We start from the raw sequence: 25327 nt of genomic DNA on the forward strand, positions 1-25327 counted from the left end.
TTGTCGTTCTAGCGTGCGGCGATGCGTGACGGACCGACGCTCAGCTTCACCACGCCGCTGCGGCTGGACGGGACGATAGCGGCCATCCCGATCGACGCCGATCCGCGCGCCGTCTTCGGCCGCGCCAACCCGCCGGTCGTCGTTACGATCAACGGCTATTGCTATCGATCGACGATCGCGATCCGGGCGGGGTGCGCTTTCGTGCCGCTGCGACGCTCGCATCGCATCGCGGCCGGCGTCGTCTCCGGCGAATCCTATGCGGTGACGCTGGCGCTCGACACCGAGCCTCGCACCGTGGCGATCCCGGACGATCTCGCCGTTGCGCTCGAGCGCGGGGCGGCGATGGATGCGTGGCTGCGGCTGAGCGTGACCGTGCGGCGCGAGCACGTCGACGCCATCCTCGCCGCCAAGCGAGACAAGACGCGCGCGCGACGCGTCGCCGCTGCGGTAGATCAGGCGGCGCGTTCGCCCGAGCGCAGCTGATCGACGAAGCCGTCGGTAGTCTGCCGCAGCTGCCGCGCCTGATCGGACAGGGCGACGGCCGCCTCACGCACGCCGCGTGACAGGGCATCGGCCTCGTTGACGGCGTTCGCCACGCGCTCGATCCGCTGCTCGATCATGTCGACACCGCGCGCCGCGTCCTGCGCGGTTCGCTCGATCTCTGCCGCCATGCCGCGCTGATCCGACACGGCGCCACGGATGTCGCCCGCCGCGGTGGCGACGCGGCTGACCGCGTCGGTCGCGCCGAGCATGTTCGCCTCTGCGACGTGGATCCCCTGCCGGACGCTCTCAATCAGCGCGACGATCTTGTCAGTCGCCTGGGCGGTACCGCCGGCGAGCTGCTTCACCTCACCCGCGACGACGGCGAAGCCGCGCCCCGCATCGCCCGCGCGCGCCGCCTCGATCGTGGCGTTCAACGCCAGCAGGTTGGTACGCGCGGCGATCTCGTGGATCTCGCCAACGAGGCCGCCGATATCGCCAGTGCGGCGCGCCAGGTCTAGGACGGCGCGATTGCCCTCCTCGGCATTGCGCTCCACCGTAGTCGTCAGCGCGGCCTGCGCGGCGGCGCTGCCCGCGATATCGCCGATCGACCCGGTCAGGCGATGCACGGCATCTGCCACGTCCTGCGTCGCGCCGGCCGCCTGGCACGCGCCGGCGGCGACCTCGCTCGCCTGCCGCCCCGCGTCCGCCGCGATTCGAGTGAGCGTAGTGGCAGAATCCTCGAGCGTCGCAGCGGCCTGCTCGATCGCGACGGCGACGCCCGAGACGGAGTGTTCGAACTCGTCGGCAAGCCGGTCGAATGCCTGCCGACGCTCGCGCTCGAGCCGCACTTCGGCATCCTTGCGCCGCATCCGTTCGTGGCGCGAGCGCTCCTCGGCCGCCTCTGCCGCGGCGAGCGCCTCGCAGGCCCGGCTGCGCTCGGTCTCCGCCGTTGCGACGAGCGCTTCGGCTTCGCCGCGCGCGGCGTCCTGCGCAAGGATCAGCGCGCGCAGCCGCGTTGTCAGATAGGTCAGCGCGGCGAACTGCAAAATGACCGCCAGCGCATGGAACAGTACACGCCCGAGCGTGCCGTCCGTCTCGAACACCCATTGCGGCAGGATGTACGACAGCAGCAGATGGTGGATCGCGATCAGGACGGACGCGAGCGCCAGCGGCCGCCAGTCGCACAGCACCGCGAGCATCGACAGTGCCACGAAGAAATACATGTGCGCGTCCATCTGCCAAATGTGACCGGCCAGCAGATAGACGTAGACTGCGGGAAGCAGCGCGGCGAGGATCGCGAAGCTCATGCGTGCGGAAAGATCATGCCGGCCACGCACCGCCATCATCGTCGGCACGATGTTGCCCATCGCCGCGACGAACACCGCCAGTGACGTGTTGGGCGAGCCCATCGCGACGCCCCACACGGCGATCAGCGGCAGGCAGAGCCAGCCTATCACGGCCAACGTACGGATCGTGCGTACGCGCAGCGCGTCGAGCGACGACATCACAGGCCTTTCCCACAGTAGGCGGCGGGTGCGGCGATCGGCAGCACGCCGGCGCGCAGCATCCGCCAGAACAGCAAGCCGCGCTCGCCACGGATCACAACGCTGCCCGCCGGCCCGGTGCCGACGAGCAGTGCGCCGCTCGCCCGCGCGATCCGCACGACACCCGGATCACCGATCAGCGGCACCAGCAGCATGGCGCCGCTGGCAGGTGGCGCCAGCGCCATTGCCGCGGCGCCCGAGAGGCAGATCGCCGCGTGAAGCAGAACCATCGCGGCGGGCTGTTGCAGACTGAAACGCATAGGGGCGCTTTGACGGCGATTGGTTATCGAGCGATGAAGGTTAACGCCGGCGTACGGCAGCGTACGCAAATCACGTAGCTTGACTTTTGCGCGCGTCGCGCGCATCTGGCTCAGCATCGAGGCGTATGCAGCGTGATCGGGCCCTTGGCCCCGGCTCCGCCTCGGTTGATCTAACCGGCTTCCCAAGTCACGCGGGGTGTCATCTCTCCCCCGCTACCCGTGCGCCCACATGGCGCGCGGGGCGCGACCATTTAGGTACGATTTTTCCATGTCATTCGCCACTCTCGGCCTTGCCGAGCCGCTCGTCCGCGCGCTCGACACCAAGGGCTATACCACCCCCACCCCGATTCAGCGCGACGCGATCCCGATCGTGCTCACCGGGCGCGATCTGCTCGGCATCGCGCAGACCGGTACCGGCAAGACGGCGGCGTTCGTGTTGCCGTCGATCCAGCGCCTGCTCGAAGGGCAGAAGCGCGTTCTGCCGACGCACGTGCGCATGCTTGTGCTCGCCCCGACGCGCGAGCTCGCCAGCCAGATCGCCGATAATGCGCGCGCCTATGCCGGCAATTCGAAGCTCAGCGTCGCCACCGTGTTCGGCGGCACCAGCATCAACAAGAACCGGCAGGATCTGGCGCGCGGCGTCGACATCCTCGTCGCGACGCCGGGCCGCCTGCTTGATCTCGTCGAACAGGGCTTCTGCAACTTGACGATGGTCGAGATCTTGGTGCTCGACGAGGCCGACCAGATGATGGACCTCGGCTTCATCCACGCGCTGAAGAAGATCGTGCGCATCGTCCCGCGCCGCCGCCAGACGCTGTTCTTCTCGGCGACGATGCCGACGTCGATCCGCGATCTCGCCAACCAGTTCCTCACCGATCCGCAGACCGTATCGGTCGTGCCGGCGGCGACCACGGCGGAGCGCGTCGCGCAGCAGGTGGTGTTCGTCAACCAGTCGGAAAAGCAGGCGTTGCTGACGATGCTGATCCAGGAGGAGAAGATCGAGCGCGCGCTGGTCTTCACCCGTACCAAGCATGGCGCCGACCGTGTCGTGAAGTTGCTGGCGGGCAACGGTATCGCGTCGAACGCAATCCACGGCAACAAGAGCCAGCCGCAACGCGAGCGCGCGCTCGCCGCATTCAAGTCGGGCGAGACGCCGATCCTGGTCGCGACCGATATCGCCGCGCGCGGAATCGACGTCTCGGGCGTCAGCCACGTCTTCAATTTTGAGCTGCCCAACGTCGCGGAACAGTATGTCCACCGTATCGGCCGGACGGCACGTGCCGGGGCGAGCGGCGTCGCCATCGCCTTCTGCGCCGACGACGAGCGGCCGTATCTGAAGGACATCGAGAAGGTGACGCGGCAGAAGGTGCCGCAGCGCGCGCTGCCCGACGATTTCATGAAGCGCGCCGACGCGCTCAAGGCTGCTCGCGTCAAGGCGATCGGCGCCGACCCTGCGCCGCGCGAGGATCGCCCGCGGGCGCAGCGTGGGCCGGCGCGGCCGCGCGCGACACACGCGCCGACGGCGACGCGCGATTACGCGAACGCCAGCCGCCGCGGCAATGGTGGCGGTGGCGGCGGTGGTCGGAGCCGCGGCGGCCGCGGTCGCGGCGGGCCGCGGTCGGCAGCGCAGGCCTGACGCGTAACCTGCTGCTTCTCGCTTGACCTCGATCAACGCGGTGCCGTGAAACCCGGCGCCGCGCCCATCGGTTCACCCTTCGACCTCAGGAGGAGCAGCACGATGGATACAGCGACAGGATCGGTGGTGGAGCGTATTGCACGCGTTCTCGCCGGACAGCGCATCAGCGCCAACGCCGATGGCGATCAGGAATCCGCCAGCGGCGCGATCGATGCGACGTGGCGGGACTATCGCAACGATGCTCTCGCGGTGCTCCACACCTTGCGCGCGCCGAGCGAGGCGATGGCGAGCGTCGGCGATACCGCCGCGTGGGAGCGCATGATCCTCGCCGCGATCGACGAAGGGCGGCCGGAGAACAATTGAGGCGGCGCGACCCGGTCGATCCCGGGCCGCGCGCTACCTCATTGTGCTAGGCGAGCACGGTGAGCCATTCCTCCTCCGGCGCGCGCGGGCTGCGCGTGCGATTCGCCGGCTCGGCGGCATCCTCGTAGCCGATCGCGACGCCGCAGAAGAGCATCCGCTCGGACGGCGTGCCGAGAAACGCCTCGACCGTGTTTGGGTAGACCGCCCAGCACTCCTGCGGGCATGTCGCCAGCCCTTCCTCGACCGCGAGCAGCATCAGCGTCTGCAGATACATGCCCAGATCGGACCATTGCGGCGGCCCCATCCGTCGATCGACGGTGACGAAAAAGGCCGACGGAGCGCCGAAGAACTGGAAGTTGCGCGCGAACCACTGCGCCCGCGCCCGCTTGTCGTCGCGCGGGATGCCGAGATGGCCGTACATGATCTCGCCGATCTGCTGCGTTCGCGCCTTGGTCGCGTCGGTCATCTCGCGCGGATAAATGTCGTAGCCGGGCGTCTCGGTCTCGCGCCGCTCGATCTTGCCGCGCATGATCTCCTTCAACTCGTCCATCTTGCCGCCAGTGACGATGTCGATATGCCACGGCTGGATATTGCCCCCGGTCGCCGCACGCGCCGACTTGAGCGCCAGCGCCTTCAGCACGTCGAGCGGCACCTCCTTGTCGAGAAATCCGCGCACCGAGCGCCGTTCGGCCACTGCTTCGGAAACGTTCATTCGCCTCTCCACCCCTTGCCGTGCGCGTCAAATCGCGCCACATGAGCGGCTGGGATAACATCTGTTATGGAGAGTCGGAAGATGCCTGAGGCGTATATCGTCGAAGCGGTTCGGACGGCTGGGGGACGGCGCGGCGGCAAGCTCGCGGGCGTTCATCCGGTCGATCTGGCGGCCACGGTGCTGGATGCCGTCATCGAGCGGTCGGGCTTGCCCGGCGATGCGGTCGAGGACGTCGTGATGGGCTGCGTCAGCCAGGGCGGCGAGCAGGCCGGCCAGGTCGGGCGCAACGCGGTGCTCGCGTCGAAGAAGCTCGCGCAGTCGACCCCGGCGGTGACGATCGATCGCCAGTGCGGCTCGTCGCAGCAGGCGATCCAGTTCGCGGCACAGGCGGTGATGTCGGGCACGCAGGACGTGGTGATCGCGGCAGGCGTTGAGAGCATGACGCGCGTGCCGATGGGCTCGACCTACAAGCTGTTCTACGACGCGGGTCTCGGCAAGAACAAGTCGCCGGGGCTCGAGGAGAAGTTCCCCGGCATCAACTTCAACCAGTTCGCCGGTGCCGAGATGATTGCCAAGAAATACGGCTATACGCGTGAGCAGCTCGACGAATATTCGCTGAACTCTCACCGCAAGGCGGTCGCCGCGACGCAGGGCGGCAAGTTCAAGGACGAGATCGTTCCCGTCGAGGTCGAGGCTGCCGACGGTAAGGACCAGCATACCAGCGACGAGGGCATCCGCTACGACGCCTCGGCCGAGGGCATGGCGGGCGTCAAGAAGCTGTCGGAAGAGGGCGTGCTGACCGCGGCCTCGTCGAGCCAGATCTGCGACGGCGCCAGCGCGGTGCTGATCGTCAGCGAGGAAGCGCTGAAGAAGTACAACCTCAAGCCGCTGGCGAAGATCGTCAACCTTACCGTCACCGCGGGTGATCCGGTGATCATGCTCGAAGAGCCGCTGTTCGCGACCGACAAGGCGCTCAAGAAGGCCGGCCTCTCGATCGACGACATCGATCTCTACGAGGTGAACGAGGCGTTCGCGTCGGTGCCGGTCGCGTGGCTGCAGCACACCAAGGCCGATCCCAACAAGCTCAACGTCAACGGCGGCGCGATCGCGCTCGGCCACCCGCTCGGCGCGTCGGGGACGAAGCTGATGGCGACGCTGGTGCACGAGTTGAAGCGTCGCGGCGGCCGCTATGGCCTGCAGACGATGTGCGAGGGCGGCGGCGTCGCCAACGTCACGATCATCGAGAATTGCGACTGGCAGGGCGACGTCGCGCAAGCGGCAGAATAAGCGCTGCGCGTTTGCCCGCCGTCATCGTGCGCACGCGCCCGATGACGGCGGGCCTTTGCCGCTAAGTCTTTCTATGGGCGCCGTGTGGCGCCGCAAACATCCGCGGATGCCGGTCACAGCCGTCATGCCGTATCGGGAGGGGATTATCGCATGAAGCTCGACAACAATATTTCCGCCGTCGTCACCGGCGGCGCATCCGGCCTCGGCGCCGCCACCGCACGCCTGCTCGCCTCGAAGGGCGTCAAGGTCGCGATCTTCGACCTTCAGGAGGAGAAGGGCGAGGCGATGGCCAAGGAACTCGGCGGTGTGTTCTGCAAGGTCAACGTCACTGACGAGGCGTCGGTCGACGCCGGCTTTGCCAAGGCGCGCGAGGCAATCGGGCAGGAGCGCATTCTGGTAAACTGCGCGGGCACCGGCAATGCGGTAAAGACCGCCAGCCGCAGCAAGGAAGACGGCTCGATCAAGCACTTCCCGCTCGATGCGTTCAACTGGATCATCCAGATCAACCTCGTTGGCACGTTCCGCTGCATCGCCAAGTCGGCAGCGGGCATGATGACGCTCGATCCGCTCGAGGACGGTGATCGCGGCGCGATCGTCAACACCGCGAGCGTCGCGGCCGAGGACGGCCAGATCGGCCAGGCGGCCTATTCGGCTTCGAAGGGTGGTGTCGTCGGCATGACGCTGCCGATCGCGCGCGACCTGATGAGCGAGGGCATCCGCGTCAACACCATCCTGCCCGGCATCTTCAACACGCCGCTGCTCGCTGCCGCACCGCAGAACGTGAAGGACGCACTGTCCGCGTCGGTGCCGTTCCCCAAGCGCCTCGGCAACCCGGAGGAATATGCCGCACTCGCCACGCTCATGATCGAGAATGGCTATTTCAACGGCGAGGACGTCCGCCTCGACGGCGCAATCCGCATGGCGCCGCGGTGAGCCGCAGGGCGAGCGCGTGCAAACTGCACGCGACAACGCCCCACGTCGGCCAGCGCGATGCAATGCGCCGCGTCTGACGTCACGGAACTCGCTCCGTGACGGCCACGCCGCACAGAACCTGAAGAAGTCACGCCGGGCTCGTCCCGGCGTCGACATTTCAGCGGCGATAGATCCGCTGAAACAATCGCCAGCGATCCCGTTCGGGGGTCCGGCCTAGCCAGGATAACAGCCGATGCCTCGCCCCGCGCCGTGGCGCCTCGATCCCGCATCCTATCCGAAGCACGAGACGAAGCAGACGCGCTTTCAGGATCTCGACACGATGGGGCATCTTAACAACGTCGCCTACGCCTCGTTGTTCGAGGATGCGCGCGTGCGGATGAACCAGGCGCTCGGCCGCGTCTCGCGCGGCAAGATGGCGGAAGGGTCGTTCCGCGCAGTCGTCGCGCGCAACGAGATCAATTATCTAGCGGAGGGCAGCTTCCCCGAGGACGTCGAAATCGCGCTGGGGATCGGCAAGATCGGCACCCGCAGCTTCGAAATGCTGGCGGCCGCTTTCCAGTCGGGGGCGTGCATCGCCACCTGCGACACGACGATCGTGATGACTGATCCCAAAGGCGTCGGGCTGCCGGAAGACTTCGTTGCGCGTTTGAAAGCGGTGCAGGTCAGCGGTCAGTAGCGCCCGCGCCGGGCAATCACCCAGCGCGGGAGCTGCTTCATCAACGCTGGCCGCGCAGCGTGCCGAGCGTGGCGAGGCCGAGCACGCCGACCAGTGCCGCCGTCGCCCACGGCCGCTCCTTGGCGAACGCCTTCGCCTTGCCGACGACCTGCGGCTGCCCGTCGACGCCCGGTGCGGTCGCCTTCTGGAACGCGCCCTTCACCTGATCCACGATCCCGCTCGCCTGCAGCGAACGGTCGCCGGTCGCTGCGCCCGCGGTTTCCTTCACCTTGCCGGTGACGTTGTTGAGATCACCAATTACCGCGTCGACCATGGTTCGAACTCCTAGTTGTTGAGACAGGTGCGCAAACCAATGACCCACGAAATAGTGCCGTATCGTGCCTCAATCGGCGAATACGGCCACGCGCTTCTCCATGTTGGCGCGAACCGCCTCGACCTGATTGGGCGAGCGCATGAGCTTGATCTGCTCGTCGCTCTCCGCCTGCAGCATCGTCGCGGTATCACCGTCGGCCATCAGGTTGATCAGCCGCTTCGACGCCTTGACCGCGTCGGGGTTACGCCCGGCGATCTCGCGCGCCAGTTCGAACGCCGCAGCGCGCGGATCATCGGCCAGCCGCGTGACGAAGCCGTAGCGCTCGGCGTCGACTGCGGTGAATTCGCGCGCGCTGTAGGTCAGGTCGCGTAGCACATCGTCGCGTACCAGCGTTCGCCACAGCGCGAGTCCCGCCATGTCCGGCACCAGCCCCCAATAGGTCTCGCGGATCGACATGCGCGTCGCGGGATGGGCGATGCGAACGCAGGCGCCCGACATGATCTGGAAACCACCGCCGAGCGCTACGCCGTGCACCGCAGCGATCACCGGCATGGGCAGTGCGCGCCAACCCCAGGCGACGTTCTGCGCGGTATTCGCGACACCGTGGCTGCGCGCCCCCAGATCGTTGCCCGAGCCACCGCCCGCCATCGACGCCATGTCGAGCCCCGCACAAAAGGCGCGCCCATCGCCCGATAGAACGGCCACGCGCACGTCCTTCATCGCGGCCAGCTTCTCGATCGCGCCGTTGATCCCAGCGAACATCGCGGGATCCAAGGCATTCATCTTGTCGGTCCGGATCAGCCGCACATCGGCAATACCGTTCTCCACCGTGACCGTAACGCGCTCGTCCATGTCCGCCTCTCGCTCGAAAGTGATACGATCGACTTAGATCAGGCAGCGTCAGGCATCAATGCCGCTGATGCCGCGCCGTTGCGCTCGCCCGGGGCTGGTGTAGATCGCTCTTCCATGAATATCGATGCGGCATTGGCGGGGCTGCCTGGGCTGAAGGACGTGCGCTTCGGCGGGCATGGATCACGGCTCGGCATCGGCTATCACGCGCACGGCGCCGATTGGGTCGAGCTCGCCCTGCCCTACGCGGCTGACATGATCGGAGACGAGGATAGCGGTGTCATCGCCTCGGGGCCGATCTTCGCCTTGATGGATATCGCCACCAGCCTGGCGACTATGCGCAAGCTCGGCCGCTTCGTGCCGCACGCCACGCTTGATCTGCGGCTCGATTACCTGCGCCCCGCGCGGCCGGGTCACACCGTCATCGGTCATGGCGAGAGCTTCGCGATCAAACGCTCGATCGCCTTCGTCCGCGGCCACGCGCATGATGGCGATCCTGCTGATCCGATCGCGCACGTCAGCGGGACGTTCATGTTCCTCGACGGCGCCGGCGTAGGAGCGAGCGCATGAAGCTGCCGCCCTATGCCGAGCTCCTCGGCGCGACGCTCGAGTGGGAGGATGGGCTGCCGGTTCTCGCCATGCCGTTCAGCCACGCCGTGCTCGGCCGCCCGGGCTTCGTACAGGGCGGGGCGATCACCGGGCTGATCGAGGTCGCCGCGATCGCCGCTTTGCGCCACCAGCTCGCCGCAGAGGGTGGCGGGCGCATCAAGCCGATCAATGTCACCGTCGATTTCATGCGTGGTGGCCGCGAACGCGTCACCCGCGCCGCTGGCACGGTGACCCGGCTTGGCACGCGGATTGCCAATGTCGAGGCGATCGCGTGGCAGGACGATCGTACGAAGCCGATCGCCGCTGCTCGCATGAACTACCTCATCGTGCGGGGGTAAGCTTGATCAGCCGCCCCTGCGATCCCTGTGCGCCGTCCTCCAGCACGTAGATCGCGCCCTCCGGCCCTTGCTCGACCTCGCGGATGCGGGCGCCCATGTCCCATTGATCGCCCTTGGTCGCCTGCGTGCCGTTGAGGTCGACGCGCACCAGCGCCTTGGACGAAAGCCCACCGATGAACGCGTCGCCCTTCCACTGCGGGAAGAGATTGCCCGAATAGATCATCAGGCCGCCGGGTGAGATCACCGGGTTCCACGACACCTTGGGCGCTTCGAACCCGTCGCCGGGCGCATGATCGGGGATCGGCCGGCCGTCGTAGTGATCGCCATTTGAAACCTTGGGATAGCCGTAGTTCCGACCGGGCTGGATGAGATTGACCTCGTCGCCGCCCTTCGGGCCCATCTCCTGCTCCCACAGATTGCCCGACGCGTCGAACGCGATCCCCAGCAGGTTGCGATGCCCGTAGCTCCAAACTGCCGGGTGGAACCCCCGCGCGGCGAGTGGATTGCCCGGCGCTGGCTTACCGTCAAGCGTCAGCCGCAGCACCTTGCCGAGCGTTGCTTTCGGATCTTGCGCTGGATCGAACTTCTGCCGCTCGCCATTGGTGAAGAAGAGATATCTGCTGTCGGGCGAGAAGGCGATGCGGCCCGAGTAATGGCCGTTCCCCTCGACGAACGGCGTCGCCCGGAACAGCACTTCGATCTGCCGCAGTCTCTCGGCACCGGCCGCCGTGTCGAGCACGCCGCGCGCCAGCACCACGCCTTTCCCGCCCTCGCCCGCGCTCGACCAGCTGAGGTAGACGCGCTTCGTCGTCCCGAAGTCCGGTGCGAGCACGACGTCCATCAGGCCGCCCTGCCCCGCACTGTCGACCGGTAGCGTCGCGACGGTCGTACGGCTTTTGCCGTCAGCGCTCACCAGCAGCAGGCGCCCGTCCTTCTCTGTCACCAGCATCCGCCGATCGGGGAGGAACGTCATCGCCCACGGCGAATCGAAGTCGGCAATTGGGGTGGCGGTGAAAGGCACACCTGCGCTCGACTTAGGAGGCGATTGCGGCGCCGCGGAACATGCCGTGGCGACAACCATACCGGCGACGAACAGGGAACGGATCACGATAGCTCCTGCAACGATGATGCAGACTATACCGGCGGACTGCGCGGCGGTTCCACGTCGCCGCGAGACACGACGCGCAGCGACAAGATGTAACAAAGTCGATCTTGAGATAGCGGTCCACTCGCGCCTCGGCCCCGTCGCTCAGCCGATGCCGCGCCACGATGTCGACGCGATGCCGATGGCTGCGGCTACCGGTTTTACCGCCTGAACGCAGTCAGTCGGCGGAATTACGAATGGAACGGGCAGCGCACAAAGAAAAGGGAGCCCGGCGAACCGACCTCCCCAATCCTTTAGCCGAATGGCCGTCGACCTTACTGGCCCGAACCCGGACCGTAGGTGACTTCCACGCGACGGTTCTGCACTTCGCGCACACCGTCGGCGGTATCGACACGCGGACGGCTTTCGCCGAACGCCTCGGTCGAGATGACGCCCTCGGGGATCGCCTTCGACGTGAGGTAGCCCTTCACCGCGTCTGCACGACGCTGCGAGAGACCCACGTTGTACGAAGCGGCACCCGAACGGTCGGCGTGGCCGGCCAGCATGACCTGCGCGTTGCCGCACGACTGGTACTGCGTGACCGCGTTGTCGAGGATCGACGCTGCTTCCGGCGTGATGTCCGACTTGTCCCACTCGAAGAACACAATGAACGGACCCGGCGAGCAGACCACTTCCGGCGGCGGCGGCGGCGGGGGCGGGGGAGGCGGCGGCGGCGGCGGCGGCGGCGGTGCGGCCGGCTCACCGAAGTTGTAGGTCAGACCACCCAGGATGCTGTGCGAGCGGAAACGACCCTCGAACTGGCGGTTCAGGAAGTCGACCGTCTCGACGTTGCTCGCGTTGAAGAAGCGATACTTCAGCGACACGTCGACGTTGTCGGTCAGCGGCGCGCGGATGCCCGCGATGCCCTGCCATGCGAAGACGGTGTCGGAGTCGTCGAGGAAGCTGCCACGCTGGTTCAGCGCGATGCGCGTCTTTACGCGCGCCACACCGGCACCGCCGCCGACGAAGCCCTGCAGGCCGTCGTCGTCGCCGAAGTCGAGCAGACCGTTGACCATGAAGCTGAGCGCGGTCGAGCGACCACCCGCCAGCGGATACGTGCCGGCGGCAACGTTGCGCGTGCCGGTGGCGAAGTTCGCCGGGGTCACCAGGTTCGACGTGTAGCTGTCGACGTCAGCCGACTTGTACGCGACTTCGGCTTCGAGGCGGAAGCCACCGAAATCGTAACCCACGACGCCATCGGCATCCCAGCCATAGTCGTGATCGAGGGTCGCGGTGCCACCAGTGGCGCCATTGGCGATGTCATAGTCGATGTCTTCGACGATCATGCCACCGAACTCGGCGCCAACATACCACGCGTTGTCGCGGGCGAGTGCTGGCGAGGCGAGTGCGGTGGAGGCGAGTGCCATAACTACGGCAAGCTTCCGCATCTTATTCCCCTTTCAAAAGTGTCACTACGGACAGTGCAAACCCACTATCGAAAGGGAGGTTTCCACGCAAGTTGACAAAAGCCGGAACTGTTGCCGATCTGACACACTGTTAGAGCGCTACAAGACCATGGCCGCGCAGGGCAGCAAGGATCGCCAAGAGCGCCGTGCGCGCTTCATGATCAACGGATGCACCACCTGACGGATCCTCGATCGCCGCCGCTTGCGAGCCGACAACCTGATGATTTCCGACGAAGAACGCGTCGGCGCGCACCTCGCCGGTGCGCCACACGCCGTCGATCCGGACCGCGCTGATCCCATCGGGTGCACGCACCGACATGCCGTCGCAGGCAGCGGCGAAGCGCCATCCACCCGCCGTCCGGACGGCAAGCGCCTCCGGATGGCCGGACCAGTCGCCGACTGGGTTTGTACCGGTAACCCAGCAATCGCCCGGCGCCGACTCGCTGGGGGGAACATCCACACCGATCCCGCGAACGACGGGCTGTGCCAAGACCTCCAGCAGCGTGATCGCCTCGTTGTGATCGAGTTCCTTCTGCGCCTGCCCCGCGTGGAGCAGCGGCAGGCCGAACCTGGGGGTACGATCTTCACTCATGTGGTTCTCCCTGGACGATGATCGTCGCCGCGGCGGACGCGCCGTACGTTCCGATCTGGCTGACGTGCACTGGAATGGCGCCGCTCGCGAAGACGCCGCTTGGCAGGTCACACCACGAGACCGTCGCCTCGATGGGCGCGCCGCTGTCGCCGATGGTGATGCGATAAGCCTCGCGTTCTTCGCCGAGCGCCGCGTCGACGCCGTCACGCCAGCGCCAGTCGCTTCGGCTGCGGCGGCGCCACGTCAGCCGCACGGTTCCATCGCCACGTCGCGCCGCCATCAGGTGGACCGGCGGCAGCGGCAGCATCGCCGCGCCGGTGATCACCAGATCGCGCTCGACGGCAACTGTGTCGCCCACGCCGCGCGCCGCGAATCGTAGCTGCGTTCCGGGCGCCGCATCGAGCGTAACCCGCAGCAGCCCCTCGCCGTCGATCATGACGAAGCGCGCACCCCCCGCCGCACCGGCGGCACGCGTGCCGCCGCGCCCGCGCCACAGCTCGCGCAGGCGCCACGTCCGCGCGTCGATCTGCTCGGCCGTACCGAACTGCAGCAGCTCGTCGCCGACCAGCGCGAGGTTCGCGCCCAGGTCGAGCGAGGTCACGTCGGCATTCAGCAGCGTCATGCCATCGTGCGTCAGGACGATGTCGATCGCCGTCGCACGATCGACCAGCAGCGAGGAGCCCGCGCGCAGCGGTGTCAGCAGCGATCCCATCGCCGCCCCGCCGAACGCGGTGCCCGCCGCGATCCACGTCGCACCCGTATCGCGGCTGTACTCGATGGCCGCCCGCCGCCACCCCGCCGCGCTGCCGCCCGCGACGATCGTGACGCTCGGCTGCGATGCGGTCGCTCCATCGCCGACGCCGATCGTCTCGAACGCGTGGAGGATCGTTGTCCCCGCGGGATCGTCGGCCGCGCGAACGATCCGGCCGCCGCTCGCCGCTATCGCGATCGGTTCGGGTTCGAGCGGGACGAGCGACAGCGCCACCTCGTGTCGCTCGAGCGTGGCGGAAACGATCCGCCACGTTCCGCTCTCACCCGCGATCGTCACGATCCAGCCCGGGCCGAGGTGCAACGCCGATAGGTCGGTGCGGACGTCGCGCACCGTCCGTGTCGTCAGCGCCCGCGCCAGCATTCTCTCCGCCACCACCCGCGCAGCTCCGGCATCGAGCGCGAGCGGCGCCTCGACGCTCGACGTTGCGCCCCCGGCGCCGGATCGCACGGCATGCTGCACGCCGGTCTGCCAGTCGCGCGCCGGGTCGTAATGCGCCACCGATACCGTTCGGGGCACGCGCCCGATCGGTACGATCCGCCGCTGCCCGCCCTCGGCGGCGATCACGTGATCCGCCACCCCCGACGCGCGCATTTCCACACCCTCCGCACGTGGTACGAACCAGCCGCCCGCCACGTTGGCCAGCAGTTCGGCTACGCCGCGCGCGTCGTCGCCGTAGGCGGAGAAGCCGTCCACCGGCATCGCCGGTCCGGTCCCCACGATCGTATCGCCGCCGATCGCCCGCGCAATTGCGCCGATCGTCGGCGCGGAAGGATCGGCGACGACTTCGAACGTCAGCGACGGGATGCGATTACCGAAACTCTCCAGCGGCAAATCCTCGAACACGGCATAGGCGACGCCGCGATGCGCCGGCGTCGCGCCAATCCCTTCGGCACTCGCAATCAGCGGATCGGCCGGCTGATCCTCCCCGCCCTTATGAAGGCGAAAGGTCACCGGCACCTTCCAGTCCCCTGCCGCGCCGCGCAGCAGGTTGCCGTCGGCCCAGATCCGCCCGACCCCCGCGATCGGCCGCGACGCGAGGGCAACGGCGAAGGACGCGGAATAGCTGTACGTCGTCGTGCTCGGCCGCCCTTTCCCGCCACCCTGCCGCGTGCGATGCTCGAAGAGGTCGGTCGACCAGATCACCTGTCCCGCAACACGCAGCCGTCCAAACAGCTGTGGGATCGGCCGGCCGTAGCTCGACGTCTGCACCGCGAGTTCGGTCAGCCGCGGCCCCTCTCGTCCCTTCGGCTTGAACAGCAGCGTTCGATCGAGCGACTGTCCGATCGCGCCGCCCAGCGCCGCGCCGATCGGGCCGCCGACGATCCCGCCAACGGTCGTCAGTACCAGAGTCGCCATCGCCTCAGCCTCCCAACCCGTCCCCGCGCAGCCGCCACGCCGCGATCACCGGCCACGGCGGCGCGCCCGGACGCTCCACCACGCGGCGCAGGGCAATGTCGGCGTGGACGAACCCCGCCGCGGTGCGCACCGCCAGATGCACCTGTCCCGCCGCCGTCCGCATCACGATCACGTCGCCCGGCACGGCGCCGTCCGCCGCCGCCAACCCGTCCCAGCATGCGGCATAGCGCGCCACGTCGCCCGTCCGCAGCGGATATCCCTCGGGCGACGGCCCGGCATGGCCCCCCGCCCGCAGGGCCAGCAGCGCGACACCGACGCAGTCGAGCCCGGTCGCCGGATCGCGCCCGTGCAATCGAAAGCGCGCGCCGACCGCCCTGCACGCCGCCGCTGCGGCGCGCTCGCCCGGCGTCATGCGCCGGGGTACCGCGTCAGCAGGTCGATCCCCGGCAGATACGGCTCGCCGCGAAAGTTCGCCGCATTGGCGAACCGCGCCGCGCACGTCGCGATCGTCTTGTCGCAGCCTTCGCGCAGCTCGATCAGTGTACCGGCGGTGGCCGCGACGTGCGGCGGCAGGCGCAGCGCCAGCGTGCGGCCGCTCGACTGCGCGATGCCATCCTCCAGCCCGCAGCCGGCTCCGCCCAGCCAGCGCAGCGATCCGCCGCCATAGGCATCGGGCGACGGCTCGTCACGATCGACCGTTACGGTGCGCCCCTCGACCGATACGACGCACGCGTACCGCCGGCGCCCCGCCATCGGCACGCGGCAGCGCGCGTCACCAAGGCTCGCACGGCATCCAGCGCTCGTCGCCTCGCTCACCGGCCGGTCGAGCGCCGCCGCCATCCCCAGCAATTCGGCGGTGAACGCCGCCTCGCCGATCTCGACGGTGCCGATCGTGCCGCTGCTGATCCACGTCGGCGCATCCTGGACGTGCCAGTCGACCGCAGACACGGTTACCCGTCCGGTCACGACGTAGCGGTATCCGGCCGGCCACCCGCCCGCGTCGGGCACGATGCTGACCCGTTCGGGGCGCAGCGGATAGAGCTCGGCGACGGCGCCGGTCTCGTCGCGCAGCAACTGGATGAAGGCATTGCCGTGCAGCAGCAGCTGCGCCGCGACCACCTCGCCCAGCCGCCGCCCGCCCGGACCGGCGCCGACAAGCGCCGCCAGCCTGGGATCGCTCGCGTCGATCGGTGCCGATCCCACCGCCTCCGCCACCAGCCGCACCGCGCGCTGCGCCACCGCATTGCCCAGATAGCCCGCGCGCACCTGCGGCTCGTACCCCTGCGGCCACGCGCCATGCGCGTGCACGCCGCCCCCGCCCGCCAACGCCGGACGCGATCCTTCGCGCCCGGCCTTCCAGCCGAACCATTTCATGTCTCTCTCCCGAAATCCGTCGCGCCGCCCGCCTTCACGCGTCTGGCCAACACCCTCGCCGGGTGTCGGCGATCGGCGTCAGACCACGCGCACGCCCGCCTCCGTGCGCCGCGCCAGCATCAGGTCGGTCAATGCCCAGACCAGCGCATCGGCGCGATCCGGTGATCGCCCCGGCCCCTCGTAGCCGCCGCCCGCGACCAGCCCGCACAATTCGTCCTCGAGCGCCGCGAAGACGCCGACGTGTCGCACCCGTCCGCGCTCGTACAGCGCCGCCACCGGCTCGGCGCGCGCCGCCTTGCCGCGGCTGGCATGCACCAGCGTCACCGGCAACGCGGCATCGGCCGCGACGAGTACCGACCGCACCATCGCCCCGCCCTGGTTCGCCTCCGCCACCACGCGATCGGCGCCATGACGTGCGGCGCATGCCGCCACCGCGCGCGCCCAGCCCTCGGGGGTCAAGCTGGTCACGCTCGCGTCGTCGATCACGTAGCCGTGCATGTCCTCGCCCAGCGCCACCGCGACGATCCCGCACGCGTCGCCGCCGATCCCGGCCGGCGGATCGACGCCGATCACCACCCGCCGCACCGCCGGCAGCGCTGCCACGCGGCTCCGCTCGATCGTCGCGCGCGTCCACAAAGCTCCCGCGACGTCTTCGATCAACTCGCCGTCCAGTTCCTGCCGCCCGGTCGCCGTCCCGCCGTAGCTGTCGGTCATCGAAGCGACGAAGCTCTCCGGCAGGTGAACGTTGTCGCCGGTCCGTCCGGTCGAGGTGACGAGGCCCGGCAGCGCCATCACGCGCCGCATCAGCGCGGTCGGCCGCGGGGTCGTCGTCACCACCACCTGCGGCTGCGCGCCGAGCCGCATCGTCATCATCAGATTGTCCCACGCCGCATCGCCGCGGCGCCACTTCGCCAGCTCGTCGCACCACGCCGCGTGATGCTCCGGCCCGCGCAACCCCTCGGGCGCATCCGCCGAATAGACCGTCGCCACCGCCCCGCCGGGCCAGCGCACCTCGCCCTTCGTCGCGGTCCAGTCCGGCCGCGCGTCGAGCCGCGCCGTCGCCAGCACACCGCTCGGCCCCTCCACCATCACGCGCCGTGCCTCGTCGGCGGTGGCGCCGACCAGCGCGATCCGCGCGCCCGACACCGTGCGCGCGACGTGGTTGACCCATTCCGATCCCGCGCGCGTCTTGCCGAAGCCGCGCCCGGCGCGGATCAGCCAGATGCGCCACGCCGCATCGCTCCAATGCTGGCCGCGGTGCGCATATTCGTCCCATCGCGTCAGCAGCTCGGCCGCCGTGCCGGGGGGCAGCGCGTCGATGATCGTGTCGCGTCCAGCGGGCGGCAGCAGCGCGAGCTCCTGCAACGGCGTCACGCCGGCTTCACCCGCCGCGCCAACCCGTCGAGCGCGCGGCGCAGCGCTGCATCGGCCTCGGCGCGCGTCACCGCCCCCTTGCCCTTCGCTGCGGCCTTGCGCCCCTCGCCCGCCGCACGATGCCGCGTCAGCATCCCCACCGCGAACTGCAGATCGGCATGGCTCACGCAGCGCTGCGCCACCGCGGCGGCGATGCTGCCCTTCACCTCGTCGGGGCTGATCGCGGCGGGATCGCCCACGCCATGGCCGATCCGCTCAAGCGCGTAGTCGAGCAGCGCCGCCTCCAGCCGATCGTAGCCGATCCCCAGCGCCGCATCCCACGACGCGGCGAAGCCGGCATCCTGTGCGCGCCAGCGGTAGCAGGTCGATGCCGCGACCCCCGCCGCCCTGGCCGCCGCGGATACGTTGCACGTCTCCGCCAGGATCGCCGCGAACTTCGCCTGCCGCGTGCCCGTACGCGCGAACACACCCACCTCGGCCCCCGCCGCCGCCTTCCGCATCGCGCCCCTCCCCTGCCGATCGATCGTTGCCGCCGCCCCAACGCAAAGCGGGCCGGGAGCAGCAGGGTCACCCCCGCGCTCACCAGCCCGCCACCGCAGCTACGATTTCTCTATGTTCGTGTTTTGTACTCAAACAGCGTCGCGCTGTCAAGCGCTTTATGCTGCGTCGCGCCGCACGCTTTTGACAGGAGCGGCGATACGCTCCCGCGGCTCGCCAAACGACAGAGCCGGCCCCCCTGCCTCCGTGATCGAAGGCAGGGCGAGCCAGCTCGCCGTCCGATTAATGATGTGCGCGATCAGACGTGGATCGGCTTGCCCCGCACCGCCATCGCCGCTTCCTTGATCGCTTCCGAATGCGTCGGGTGCGCGTGGCAGGTATAAGCGATGTCCTCGCTCGTCGCGCCGAACTCCATCGCCTGCGCCGCCTGCGCGATCATCGTCCCCGCCGGCACCGCGATCGCCCACACGCCGACGACGCGGTCGGTCTTGGCATCGGCAATGATCTTCACGAAGCCGTCGGGCTCGTGATTGGTCTTCGCGCGGCTGTTGCCCAGCATCGGGAACTTGCCGACCTTGACCTCGCCCTTCTCCTTCGCCGCCTCCTCGGTCAGCCCGACGCCCGCGATCTCCGGCCAGGTATAGACGACCGACGGGATGATATCGTGGTTCACGATGCCGTGCTGCCCGGCGATGTTCTCGGCCACCGCGATGCCCTCGTCCTCGGCCTTGTGCGCCAGCATCGGTCCGGGGATGACGTCACCGATCGCCCACACGCCGGCGACGGTGGTGCGGAAATCGTGGTCGGTCTCGATCTGCCCGCGGTTGTTCGGCGCAAGGCCGATCTTCTCCAGCCCCAGCCCGTCGGTGTTGGGCCGCCGCCCGATCGATACCAACACGCAGTCCGCCTCGATCGTCGTCGCTTCGCCGCCCGCCGCCGGCTCGACCGTCAGCGTCGCCTTGTCGCCGTTCACCGCAACATTCGTCACCTTGGTCGACAGCTTGAATTCGATCCCCTGCTTCTTGAAGATCTTGTTGGCTTCCTTGCGGATGTCACCATCGAAGCCTGGCAGGATCTGGTCGAGGAACTCGACGCACGTCACCTTGGCGCCCAGCCGCCGCCAGACCGAGCCGAGCTCGAGCCCGATCACGCCGCCGCCAATCACCACCATATGCTCGGGCACCTTGGCGAGCTCGAGCGCACCGGTCGAATCGACCACCACCTGCTGGTCGATCGTCACGCCGGGCAGCGGCGTCACGCTCGAACCCGTCGCGATGACGATGTTCTTGGCGCGCACCGTTTCGCCGCCGACCGTCACGGTGTTCGCACTCTCGAACGCGGCCTTCCCCTTCAGCCACGTCACCTTGTTTTTCTTGAACAGATATTCGATGCCCCCGGTCAGCCCCTTCACCGCCTCGCGGCGCTGGCCGTGCATCGCGTCGAGATCGAGCTCCGGGGTCACCTTGATCCCCATCTTCGCCATCGCGCCGTTGGCCGCCGCGTCGAAATATTCGCTCGCATGCAGCATCGCTTTCGACGGGATGCAGCCGACATTGAGGCACGTCCCGCCCAGCGTCTCGCGGCTCTCCGCGCACGCCGTCTTCAGCCCCAGCTGCGCCGCCCGGATCGCCGCGACATAGCCGCCCGGACCGGCACCGATCACGAGAACGTCATAGTCGAATTCGTCAGCCATCGGGTGCACTCGCCTCTGGATATGGGGAACCGGCTGCGACATAGACCCTCGTGACGGGGGTGCAACCCCGCGAGGCATGAGGAGAGCGGCGATGGACCTGAACTGGAGCCCCGAGGAGCAAGCGTTCGAAACCGAGGTCCGCGATTTCCTCGCCACCAGCCTTACGCCCGATCTGAAGCGCGCCGGCCAGCTCTCGACCAGCGTCTACGCCGATCACCACGCCAGCATGAAATGGCAGGAGATCCTCGTCGCCAAGGGCTGGGCCGCGCCGCACTGGGCGCCCGAGCACGGCGGCACCGACTGGACCGTCGCGCAGCATTACATCTGGAATCGTGAGCGCATCGCCGCCGGCGCGCCCGGTCTGTCGCCGATGGGCATCTCGATGGTGGCGTACGTCATCATGAAATATGGCACGGTGGAGCAGCAGCGCTTCTTCCTCCCGCGCATCCTCTCGGGCGAGATCTTCTTCTGCCAGGGCTATTCCGAACCCGGCTCCGGCAGCGACCTGGCCTCGCTGCAGACCAGCGCGGTCGAGGACGGCGACGATCTCATCGTCAATGGCCAGAAGGTGTGGACCACCCACGCCAACGAGGCGAACTGGATCTTCGCGCTGGTGCGCACCTCCAAAGAAGGCCGCCCGCAGCAGGGCATCACCTTCCTCCTCATCGACATGACGACGCCCGGCGTCGAGGTCCGCCCCTTCACCATGTCGTCGGGCGAGCAGATCCAGAACGCGGTCTTCTTCACCGATGTCCGCGTGCCCAAGGCCAACGTGATGGGCGAGATCGACCGCGGCTGGAGCGTCGCCAAATATCTCCTAGAGTTCGAACGTGGCGGCAACGCCTATGCCCCGGCGCTCAAGGCACGCGCCGACGCCATCGCGCGCCACGCCGCCGAGACGACCGGCAGTGACGGCGAGCCGCTGCTCGACGATCCCGTCTTCGCCACCAAGCTCGCCCGCGCGCGCATTCGCGCCGACGTGCTCGAGATCATGGAGCTTCGCCTGCTTTCCGCCGCCGATGGCGACGGCAGCGTCGGCGCGCTGTCGTCAATGATGAAGATCATGGGCACCGAACTCGCCGGCACGCTCACCGAACTGACGATGGAGGCGGCCGGCGACCGCGGCCTCGTCTACCAGCCGCACGCGACGATGCCCGGCGGCCCCGTCCCGCGCCACACGCCGCCCGCCGACGGCTACGTCTCGGGCGAAACCTGGCACGCGCTTGCGCCCCTGCGCTACATGAACGAGCGCGCCGGCCCGATCTACGCCGGCTCGAACGAGATCCAGCGCAACATCATCGCCAAACAGGTGCTGGGTCTGTAGCGCGCACCCTTCGCGGCAGGAGAACGAGTCTGGCGTTCCGTGACGTCTGCCGAACGATCTCAAGCGTTGGCTATCAGGAACGTCAGCTTTCGCCCATTCCCGACTTTTTGCAAACAGATACCTTGATCCTTATCTAGTAGCTTTACGGGAACACAGATTAGTTCCACCGGTTTAGAAATTATCGCTGGCCTGCATGAAGGGCGCTAGCGGCGGAGGGCTGGCTTCCCTCGCCCCAAGCACATCGAGAAGAGCGATGACACGTTCGGCGGAGCATGCACTTGCGCCATTGATCCGCAAACTGGACAGGCGCGTGAAGCTCGGCGCCGTAGAGATCGAGGCGCTGGAAAGGCTGCCCCATTACATCGCAGAAGTGGATCGTGGCCGCTTCATCGTGCGCGAGGGTGACAAGCCCGGCCATTGCATGGCGATCGTTGAGGGCTTCATATACCGAAACAAGATAACCGGAGACGGCGGGCGCCAAATTCTGTCAGTTCATCTCCACGGTGACCTCGTGTGCGCTCACGACCAGCTCCTTGGAGAAGCCGACCACAACATTCAGGCGCTGACCCGCGCCCGGTTGGCCTACATCCCGCAGGCCGCGCTCCTCGCCGCGTTTGAAGCGCATCCTGTCCTCGCCCGCGCAGTGTGGCGAGATAATCTGATCGACGGTTCGGTGGCCCGCGAGTGGCTTCTGAACGTCGGACGTCGCAACGCCCGCCAACGCGTTGCCCATATGATCTGCGAGATGGCGGTCCGTTCAGAGGCAGCAGGCTTGGGCAGCGGATCGAAGTACGTTTGGCCGCTCACGCAGGAACAGATCGGCGACGCATCGGGGCTCACCTCGGTTCACACCAATCGCATTATCCAGAGCCTCCGTCGCGACGAATTGGTGAAGTTAGGTCGCGGCGAGGTCCGGATCGTCGACTGGCTGGGACTGCAGCTCGCTGGCGACTTCAGAAGCAGCTACCTTCATGAGCAAGACCAGGCGCGTCTGGCCGCATAGCCCGGAATTTGCCGCAGCAGACCACCTTTTTCTCGTTTTCATCGGCTGCGACCGTAGCTGATGCCTTCGAAAGCGGACTGCTGCTAGCACCCGCTTACGACCCAGGGTCGGTTGATCGGGAACGCGGCCATCGGCGAGTTGCTCGTGGTTTCCCTCCCCGTTTTGTGCTACTTTTAGGGCGTGACCAAATCGACGCCTCACAGCTACCCCGTCCCGGTTGAGCCCTCAGACATCGACTTCATGGGGCACGTGAATAACGCAAGCTACCTGAAGTGGGTTCAGGAGGCTGTCATCGACCATTGGCGGTCGCTGGCACCCCCGGACGCCGTTGCCCAGCATCTTTGGGTCGCCCTAAAGCATGAGATCACGTATCGACGCCCTTCCTTCATCGGTGACGAGGTGATCGCCACCGTGCTTCTTGAGAAGGTGCAAGGCGCGCGGGCGTTCTATGAAACGATCATCAAGCGAGGCGAGGACGTGCTCGCCGAAGTGCGCTCGAGTTGGTGCTGTGTCGATGCCCAGACGCTGCGGCCTGCGCGCTTAGCGGGTGATATCGTGGCGCGCTTCTTCCCGCCGCTGGCTGCGGACTGAGCGAAACGCGTTGATGGCTTGGCGATCGCTGGCCGAAATTGTTCGACGCTAACGTCCGCTGCCCTCCCAAACCCGTCATTCACAAAGCGCTAGAACAACCGCCCCCCATCCGGCACCTTCAGCAGCGGTGCCGCCAATACCACCTTCCCCGCCGCATCGGGAAAGCCGAGCGTCAGCACCTCGCTCATCACCGGGCCGATCTGCCGCGGCGGAAAGTTCACCACCGCCATCACCTGCCGCCCGACGAGATCCTCGGCCGCATGATTCTCGGTGATCTGCGCCGACGATTTCTTGCGCCCGATCGCCGAGCCGAAATCGATCAGCAGCTTCAACGCCGGCTTGCGCGCTTCGGGAAAGGGCTCGGCGGATACGATCGTCCCGACGCGGATATCAACCTTCAGGAAATCGTCGAAGCCGATCGTCTCAGCAGCCGTCGCGCCGGCATCATGGTTGACATGCATCGCTCAGAAATCCGGGTTCTCGTAATAAGCCGGCGGCTCGATCCCGCTCATCCGCTCGCCGAGCAGCGGGCGGAAGCTGCGCCTGCTTTTGAACGCCGAATACCACGCCTTGGCATGGCCGTGCCCGGTCCAGTCGATCCCGCCGAGATAGTCTGCCACCGAGATATGCGCCGCCGCGGCGAGATCGGCGAGGCTGATCGTCGCGCCCGCCATCCATTTGCGATGGTCGAGCAGGAAATCGATGTAATCGAGGTGACCGATCGCCGATTTCATCGCCTCGCGCAGCCGCGCGGCATTGGGCGACTGGCGGTGGATCAGCCGCTTCACCATCCGCTCCTCGAGCAGCGGGCCGCTCACATCGCGGTAGAATTGCGTATCGAACCAGGTGACGAGCCGGCGGATCTCGGCGCGATTCGCCGCCGATCCGTTGATCATCGCGTTACGATCGACCGTCTCCTCGAAATACTCGCAGATCGCCATCGAATCGATCAGCGTCGTGCCGCGCTCGGCATCGACCATCACTGGCGTCTGCCCCGCCGGATTGAGGTCGACGAACTCGTCGCGCCGCGCCCACGGCACCTCGCGGATCAACTCGTAGCCGACGTCCTTCTCGCCCAGCAGGATGCGCACCTTGCGGGTGAACGGGCATAGCGGGAAGTGATAGAGCTGCCACATGGCGTCATCGTTAGGCGCGCCGGCGCCGTCGCGAAAGCCGCTTTGGCGACCGCCCGGCTCGGCGTGGCGCTCGGGGGCGAAATCGCGCTATGTCGCTGATCGAACAGGCGGGCAGCGATCCGCCGCAGGAGAGCCGATGACCTACGAACAGATCCGCTACGAGACCGACGGCCCTGTCGCCACCATCACACTGGCGCGGCCCGAGAAGCTCAACGCCTATACCGCGGTGATGGGAATTGAGCTTGCCGCCGCGATCCGCGCGGCGGGCACCGACGACGCGATCCGCGCGATCGTCCTCACCGGTGAGGGTCGGGGCTTCTGTGCCGGCGCGGACATTTCGGGTGGCGCCGACAGCTTCGGCGGCAACGGGCCGAACTTCGCCGCCAGCGATCGCCCGCGTGAGGAAGGCGGCGGCTTCGTCGGCGCTTTGTTCGACAGCACCAAGCCGACGATCGCCGCGATCAACGGGGCCGCGGTCGGCGTCGGCGCGACGCTGACGCTGCCGTGCGACATCCGCATCGCCGCCGACACGGCGCGCTTCGGCTTCGTCTTCGCGCGCCGCGGGCTGGTGCCCGAAGCCGGCAGCGCCTGGTTCCTGCCGCAGGTCGTCGGCCTGCCGCAGGCGCTGCGCTGGTGCCTCTCGGGCAACGTCTTCGATGCGGCCGAAGCATTAAAAGGTGGCTTGGTCAGCGAGGTGGTCGCGCCCGACGCTCTGCTTGCCCGCGCGCACGCGATCGCACGCGAGATCGCCGAGAACACCGCCCCCGTTTCGGTCGCGCTCACCCGCCAGATGCTGTGGCGCTTCGCCGGCGAAGCATCGCCCGCCGCAGCACTCAAGGTCGATGGCGGCTTCGCGATGGCGCTCGGCGCGGGCCCCGACGTCCGCGAAGGGGTCGCCGCCTTTCTCGAGAAACGCGCGCCTGCCTTTCCCGGCCGGATCGCGTCAGACATGCCGCCGGGCTACCCATGGTGGGGCTGACGCACCGGGCATCGCTCGCCGCAGTCGGGCGGCCATCGTAGACACTGAGTCGCATCCTTGCGTCAGTGTGACATGGAAGCAA

Annotated in this window: 28 protein-coding genes; 12 read left to right on the plus strand and 16 right to left on the minus strand. The window is 67.8% G+C overall.

What is annotated here, in order from left to right:
• Positions 1-21: 21 nt before the first annotated feature.
• Complete coding sequence (locus B7L05_RS04315; RefSeq protein WP_085808955.1) at positions 22-483, plus strand: YdeI/OmpD-associated family protein; 462 nt, start codon at positions 22-24, stop codon at positions 481-483.
• Here B7L05_RS04315 and B7L05_RS04320 read toward each other — a convergent pair.
• Both B7L05_RS04320 and B7L05_RS04325 read right to left on the minus strand, forming a co-directional pair.
• Positions 453-1988, minus strand: coding sequence for a methyl-accepting chemotaxis protein (locus B7L05_RS04320; RefSeq protein ID WP_085808956.1), 1536 nt, complete (start codon positions 1986-1988; stop codon positions 453-455). The genes B7L05_RS04315 and B7L05_RS04320 overlap by 31 nt on opposite strands.
• The gene (locus B7L05_RS04325) at positions 1988-2287 is read right to left on the minus strand and encodes a hypothetical protein (RefSeq protein ID WP_256926597.1); all 300 of its coding nucleotides are present in this window, start codon (positions 2285-2287) and stop codon (positions 1988-1990) included. The genes B7L05_RS04320 and B7L05_RS04325 overlap by 1 nt, the downstream gene beginning before the upstream one ends.
• A 268-nt stretch (positions 2288-2555) precedes the next feature.
• Between B7L05_RS04325 and B7L05_RS04330 the strand changes: the two genes are divergently transcribed.
• Together B7L05_RS04330 and B7L05_RS04335 are read left to right on the plus strand one after the other, a co-directional pair.
• Complete coding sequence (locus B7L05_RS04330) at positions 2556-3923, plus strand: DEAD/DEAH box helicase (protein WP_085808957.1); 1368 nt, start codon at positions 2556-2558, stop codon at positions 3921-3923.
• A gap of 102 nt (positions 3924-4025) precedes the next feature.
• The gene (locus B7L05_RS04335; protein WP_085808958.1) at positions 4026-4286 is read left to right on the plus strand and encodes a hypothetical protein; all 261 of its coding nucleotides are present in this window, start codon (positions 4026-4028) and stop codon (positions 4284-4286) included.
• 46 nt (positions 4287-4332) lie between these two features.
• Here B7L05_RS04335 and B7L05_RS04340 read toward each other — a convergent pair whose 3' ends face one another.
• A complete protein-coding gene (locus B7L05_RS04340) occupies positions 4333-4998 on the minus strand; it encodes a nitroreductase (protein ID WP_085808959.1) in 666 nt (221 codons plus the stop codon).
• Between the two features lie 81 nt (positions 4999-5079).
• Between B7L05_RS04340 and B7L05_RS04345 the strand changes: the two genes are divergently transcribed.
• The 3 genes from B7L05_RS04345 to B7L05_RS04355 all read left to right on the plus strand — a co-directional run bounded on the left by B7L05_RS04345 (position 5080) and on the right by B7L05_RS04355 (position 7894).
• Positions 5080-6285 carry an acetyl-CoA C-acetyltransferase gene (locus tag B7L05_RS04345; protein ID WP_085809101.1) on the plus strand — a complete coding sequence of 402 codons (1206 nt, stop codon included), beginning with the start codon at positions 5080-5082 and terminating at the stop codon, positions 6283-6285.
• 150 nt (positions 6286-6435) lie between these two features.
• Positions 6436-7218, plus strand: coding sequence for an SDR family NAD(P)-dependent oxidoreductase (locus B7L05_RS04350; RefSeq protein ID WP_085808960.1), 783 nt, complete (start codon positions 6436-6438; stop codon positions 7216-7218).
• Positions 7219-7450: 232 nt separating this feature from the next.
• A complete protein-coding gene (locus tag B7L05_RS04355) occupies positions 7451-7894 on the plus strand; it encodes a thioesterase family protein (protein ID WP_085808961.1) in 444 nt (147 codons plus the stop codon).
• A 40-nt stretch (positions 7895-7934) separates the two neighbouring features.
• On the opposite strand, the gene B7L05_RS04360 is transcribed toward B7L05_RS04355, so the two are convergent.
• Positions 7935-8207, minus strand: a complete 273-nt coding sequence (locus B7L05_RS04360) for a CsbD family protein (RefSeq protein ID WP_085808962.1) — start codon at positions 8205-8207, stop codon at positions 7935-7937.
• Between the two features lie 69 nt (positions 8208-8276).
• Complete coding sequence (locus B7L05_RS04365; RefSeq protein ID WP_085808963.1) at positions 8277-9059, minus strand: crotonase/enoyl-CoA hydratase family protein; 783 nt, start codon at positions 9057-9059, stop codon at positions 8277-8279.
• A 114-nt stretch (positions 9060-9173) separates the two neighbouring features.
• Here B7L05_RS04365 and B7L05_RS04370 point away from each other — a divergent pair, with 114 nt between their 5' ends.
• Together B7L05_RS04370 and B7L05_RS04375 are read left to right on the plus strand one after the other, a co-directional pair.
• Positions 9174-9626, plus strand: coding sequence for a PaaI family thioesterase (locus B7L05_RS04370; RefSeq protein ID WP_085808964.1), 453 nt, complete (start codon positions 9174-9176; stop codon positions 9624-9626).
• A complete protein-coding gene (locus B7L05_RS04375) occupies positions 9623-10003 on the plus strand; it encodes a PaaI family thioesterase (protein WP_085808965.1) in 381 nt (126 codons plus the stop codon). The genes B7L05_RS04370 and B7L05_RS04375 overlap by 4 nt, the downstream gene beginning before the upstream one ends.
• Here the strand turns inward: B7L05_RS04375 and B7L05_RS04380 are convergent.
• The 9 genes from B7L05_RS04380 to lpdA form a co-directional block, all read right to left on the minus strand.
• The gene (locus tag B7L05_RS04380; protein WP_085808966.1) at positions 9987-11084 is read right to left on the minus strand and encodes a PQQ-dependent sugar dehydrogenase; all 1098 of its coding nucleotides are present in this window, start codon (positions 11082-11084) and stop codon (positions 9987-9989) included. The genes B7L05_RS04375 and B7L05_RS04380 overlap by 17 nt on opposite strands.
• A 338-nt stretch (positions 11085-11422) precedes the next feature.
• Positions 11423-12535 (minus strand): OmpA family protein, encoded by a 1113-nt coding sequence (locus B7L05_RS04385; RefSeq protein WP_085808967.1) that lies wholly within the window; start codon positions 12533-12535, stop codon positions 11423-11425.
• 109 nt (positions 12536-12644) lie between these two features.
• Positions 12645-13145, minus strand: a complete 501-nt coding sequence (locus B7L05_RS04390) for a DUF2793 domain-containing protein (protein ID WP_085808968.1) — start codon at positions 13143-13145, stop codon at positions 12645-12647.
• Positions 13138-15273, minus strand: coding sequence for a phage tail protein (locus tag B7L05_RS04395; RefSeq protein ID WP_085808969.1), 2136 nt, complete (start codon positions 15271-15273; stop codon positions 13138-13140). The genes B7L05_RS04390 and B7L05_RS04395 overlap by 8 nt, the downstream gene beginning before the upstream one ends.
• 4 nt (positions 15274-15277) lie before the next feature.
• Complete coding sequence (locus B7L05_RS04400) at positions 15278-15685, minus strand: hypothetical protein (RefSeq protein WP_085808970.1); 408 nt, start codon at positions 15683-15685, stop codon at positions 15278-15280.
• On the minus strand, positions 15682-16647 hold the full coding sequence (locus tag B7L05_RS04405; protein WP_085808971.1) for a phage portal protein: 966 nt from the start codon (positions 16645-16647) through the stop codon (positions 15682-15684). Before B7L05_RS04405 ends, B7L05_RS04400 begins: the two co-directional genes overlap by 4 nt.
• A 78-nt stretch (positions 16648-16725) precedes the next feature.
• Positions 16726-18021, minus strand: coding sequence for a DNA-packaging protein (locus tag B7L05_RS04410; RefSeq protein WP_256926599.1), 1296 nt, complete (start codon positions 18019-18021; stop codon positions 16726-16728).
• Positions 18018-18521, minus strand: a complete 504-nt coding sequence (locus tag B7L05_RS04415; protein WP_085808972.1) for a hypothetical protein — start codon at positions 18519-18521, stop codon at positions 18018-18020. The genes B7L05_RS04410 and B7L05_RS04415 overlap by 4 nt, the downstream gene beginning before the upstream one ends.
• 296 nt (positions 18522-18817) lie before the next feature.
• A complete protein-coding gene (lpdA, locus tag B7L05_RS04420) occupies positions 18818-20212 on the minus strand; it encodes a dihydrolipoyl dehydrogenase (protein WP_085808973.1) in 1395 nt (464 codons plus the stop codon).
• Positions 20213-20303: 91 nt separating this feature from the next.
• On the opposite strand from lpdA, the gene B7L05_RS04425 reads away from it, so the two are divergent.
• The 3 genes from B7L05_RS04425 to B7L05_RS04435 all read left to right on the plus strand — a co-directional run bounded on the left by B7L05_RS04425 (position 20304) and on the right by B7L05_RS04435 (position 23130).
• Positions 20304-21536, plus strand: a complete 1233-nt coding sequence (locus B7L05_RS04425) for an acyl-CoA dehydrogenase family protein (protein WP_085808974.1) — start codon at positions 20304-20306, stop codon at positions 21534-21536.
• 253 nt (positions 21537-21789) lie between these two features.
• Complete coding sequence (locus B7L05_RS04430) at positions 21790-22539, plus strand: Crp/Fnr family transcriptional regulator (protein ID WP_179187114.1); 750 nt, start codon at positions 21790-21792, stop codon at positions 22537-22539.
• 180 nt (positions 22540-22719) lie between these two features.
• Entirely contained in the window at positions 22720-23130 is a 411-nt protein-coding gene (locus B7L05_RS04435; RefSeq protein ID WP_085808976.1) for a thioesterase family protein, read from the plus strand.
• 89 nt (positions 23131-23219) lie between these two features.
• Here the strand turns inward: B7L05_RS04435 and B7L05_RS04440 are convergent, their stop codons facing one another.
• Positions 23220-23591 carry a tRNA-binding protein gene (locus B7L05_RS04440; RefSeq protein WP_085808977.1) on the minus strand — a complete coding sequence of 124 codons (372 nt, stop codon included), beginning with the start codon at positions 23589-23591 and terminating at the stop codon, positions 23220-23222.
• 3 nt (positions 23592-23594) lie between these two features.
• Positions 23595-24266, minus strand: coding sequence for a glutathione S-transferase family protein (locus B7L05_RS04445; RefSeq protein ID WP_085808978.1), 672 nt, complete (start codon positions 24264-24266; stop codon positions 23595-23597).
• A gap of 136 nt (positions 24267-24402) precedes the next feature.
• On the opposite strand from B7L05_RS04445, the gene B7L05_RS04450 reads away from it, so the two are divergent.
• Positions 24403-25245 carry an enoyl-CoA hydratase-related protein gene (locus B7L05_RS04450; protein ID WP_085808979.1) on the plus strand — a complete coding sequence of 281 codons (843 nt, stop codon included), beginning with the start codon at positions 24403-24405 and terminating at the stop codon, positions 25243-25245.
• Positions 25246-25327 lie beyond the last annotated feature (82 nt).

It is taken from the genome of Sphingomonas sp. TZW2008, from assembly GCF_002117915.1.
Lineage (GTDB): Bacteria > Pseudomonadota > Alphaproteobacteria > Sphingomonadales > Sphingomonadaceae > Sphingomonas.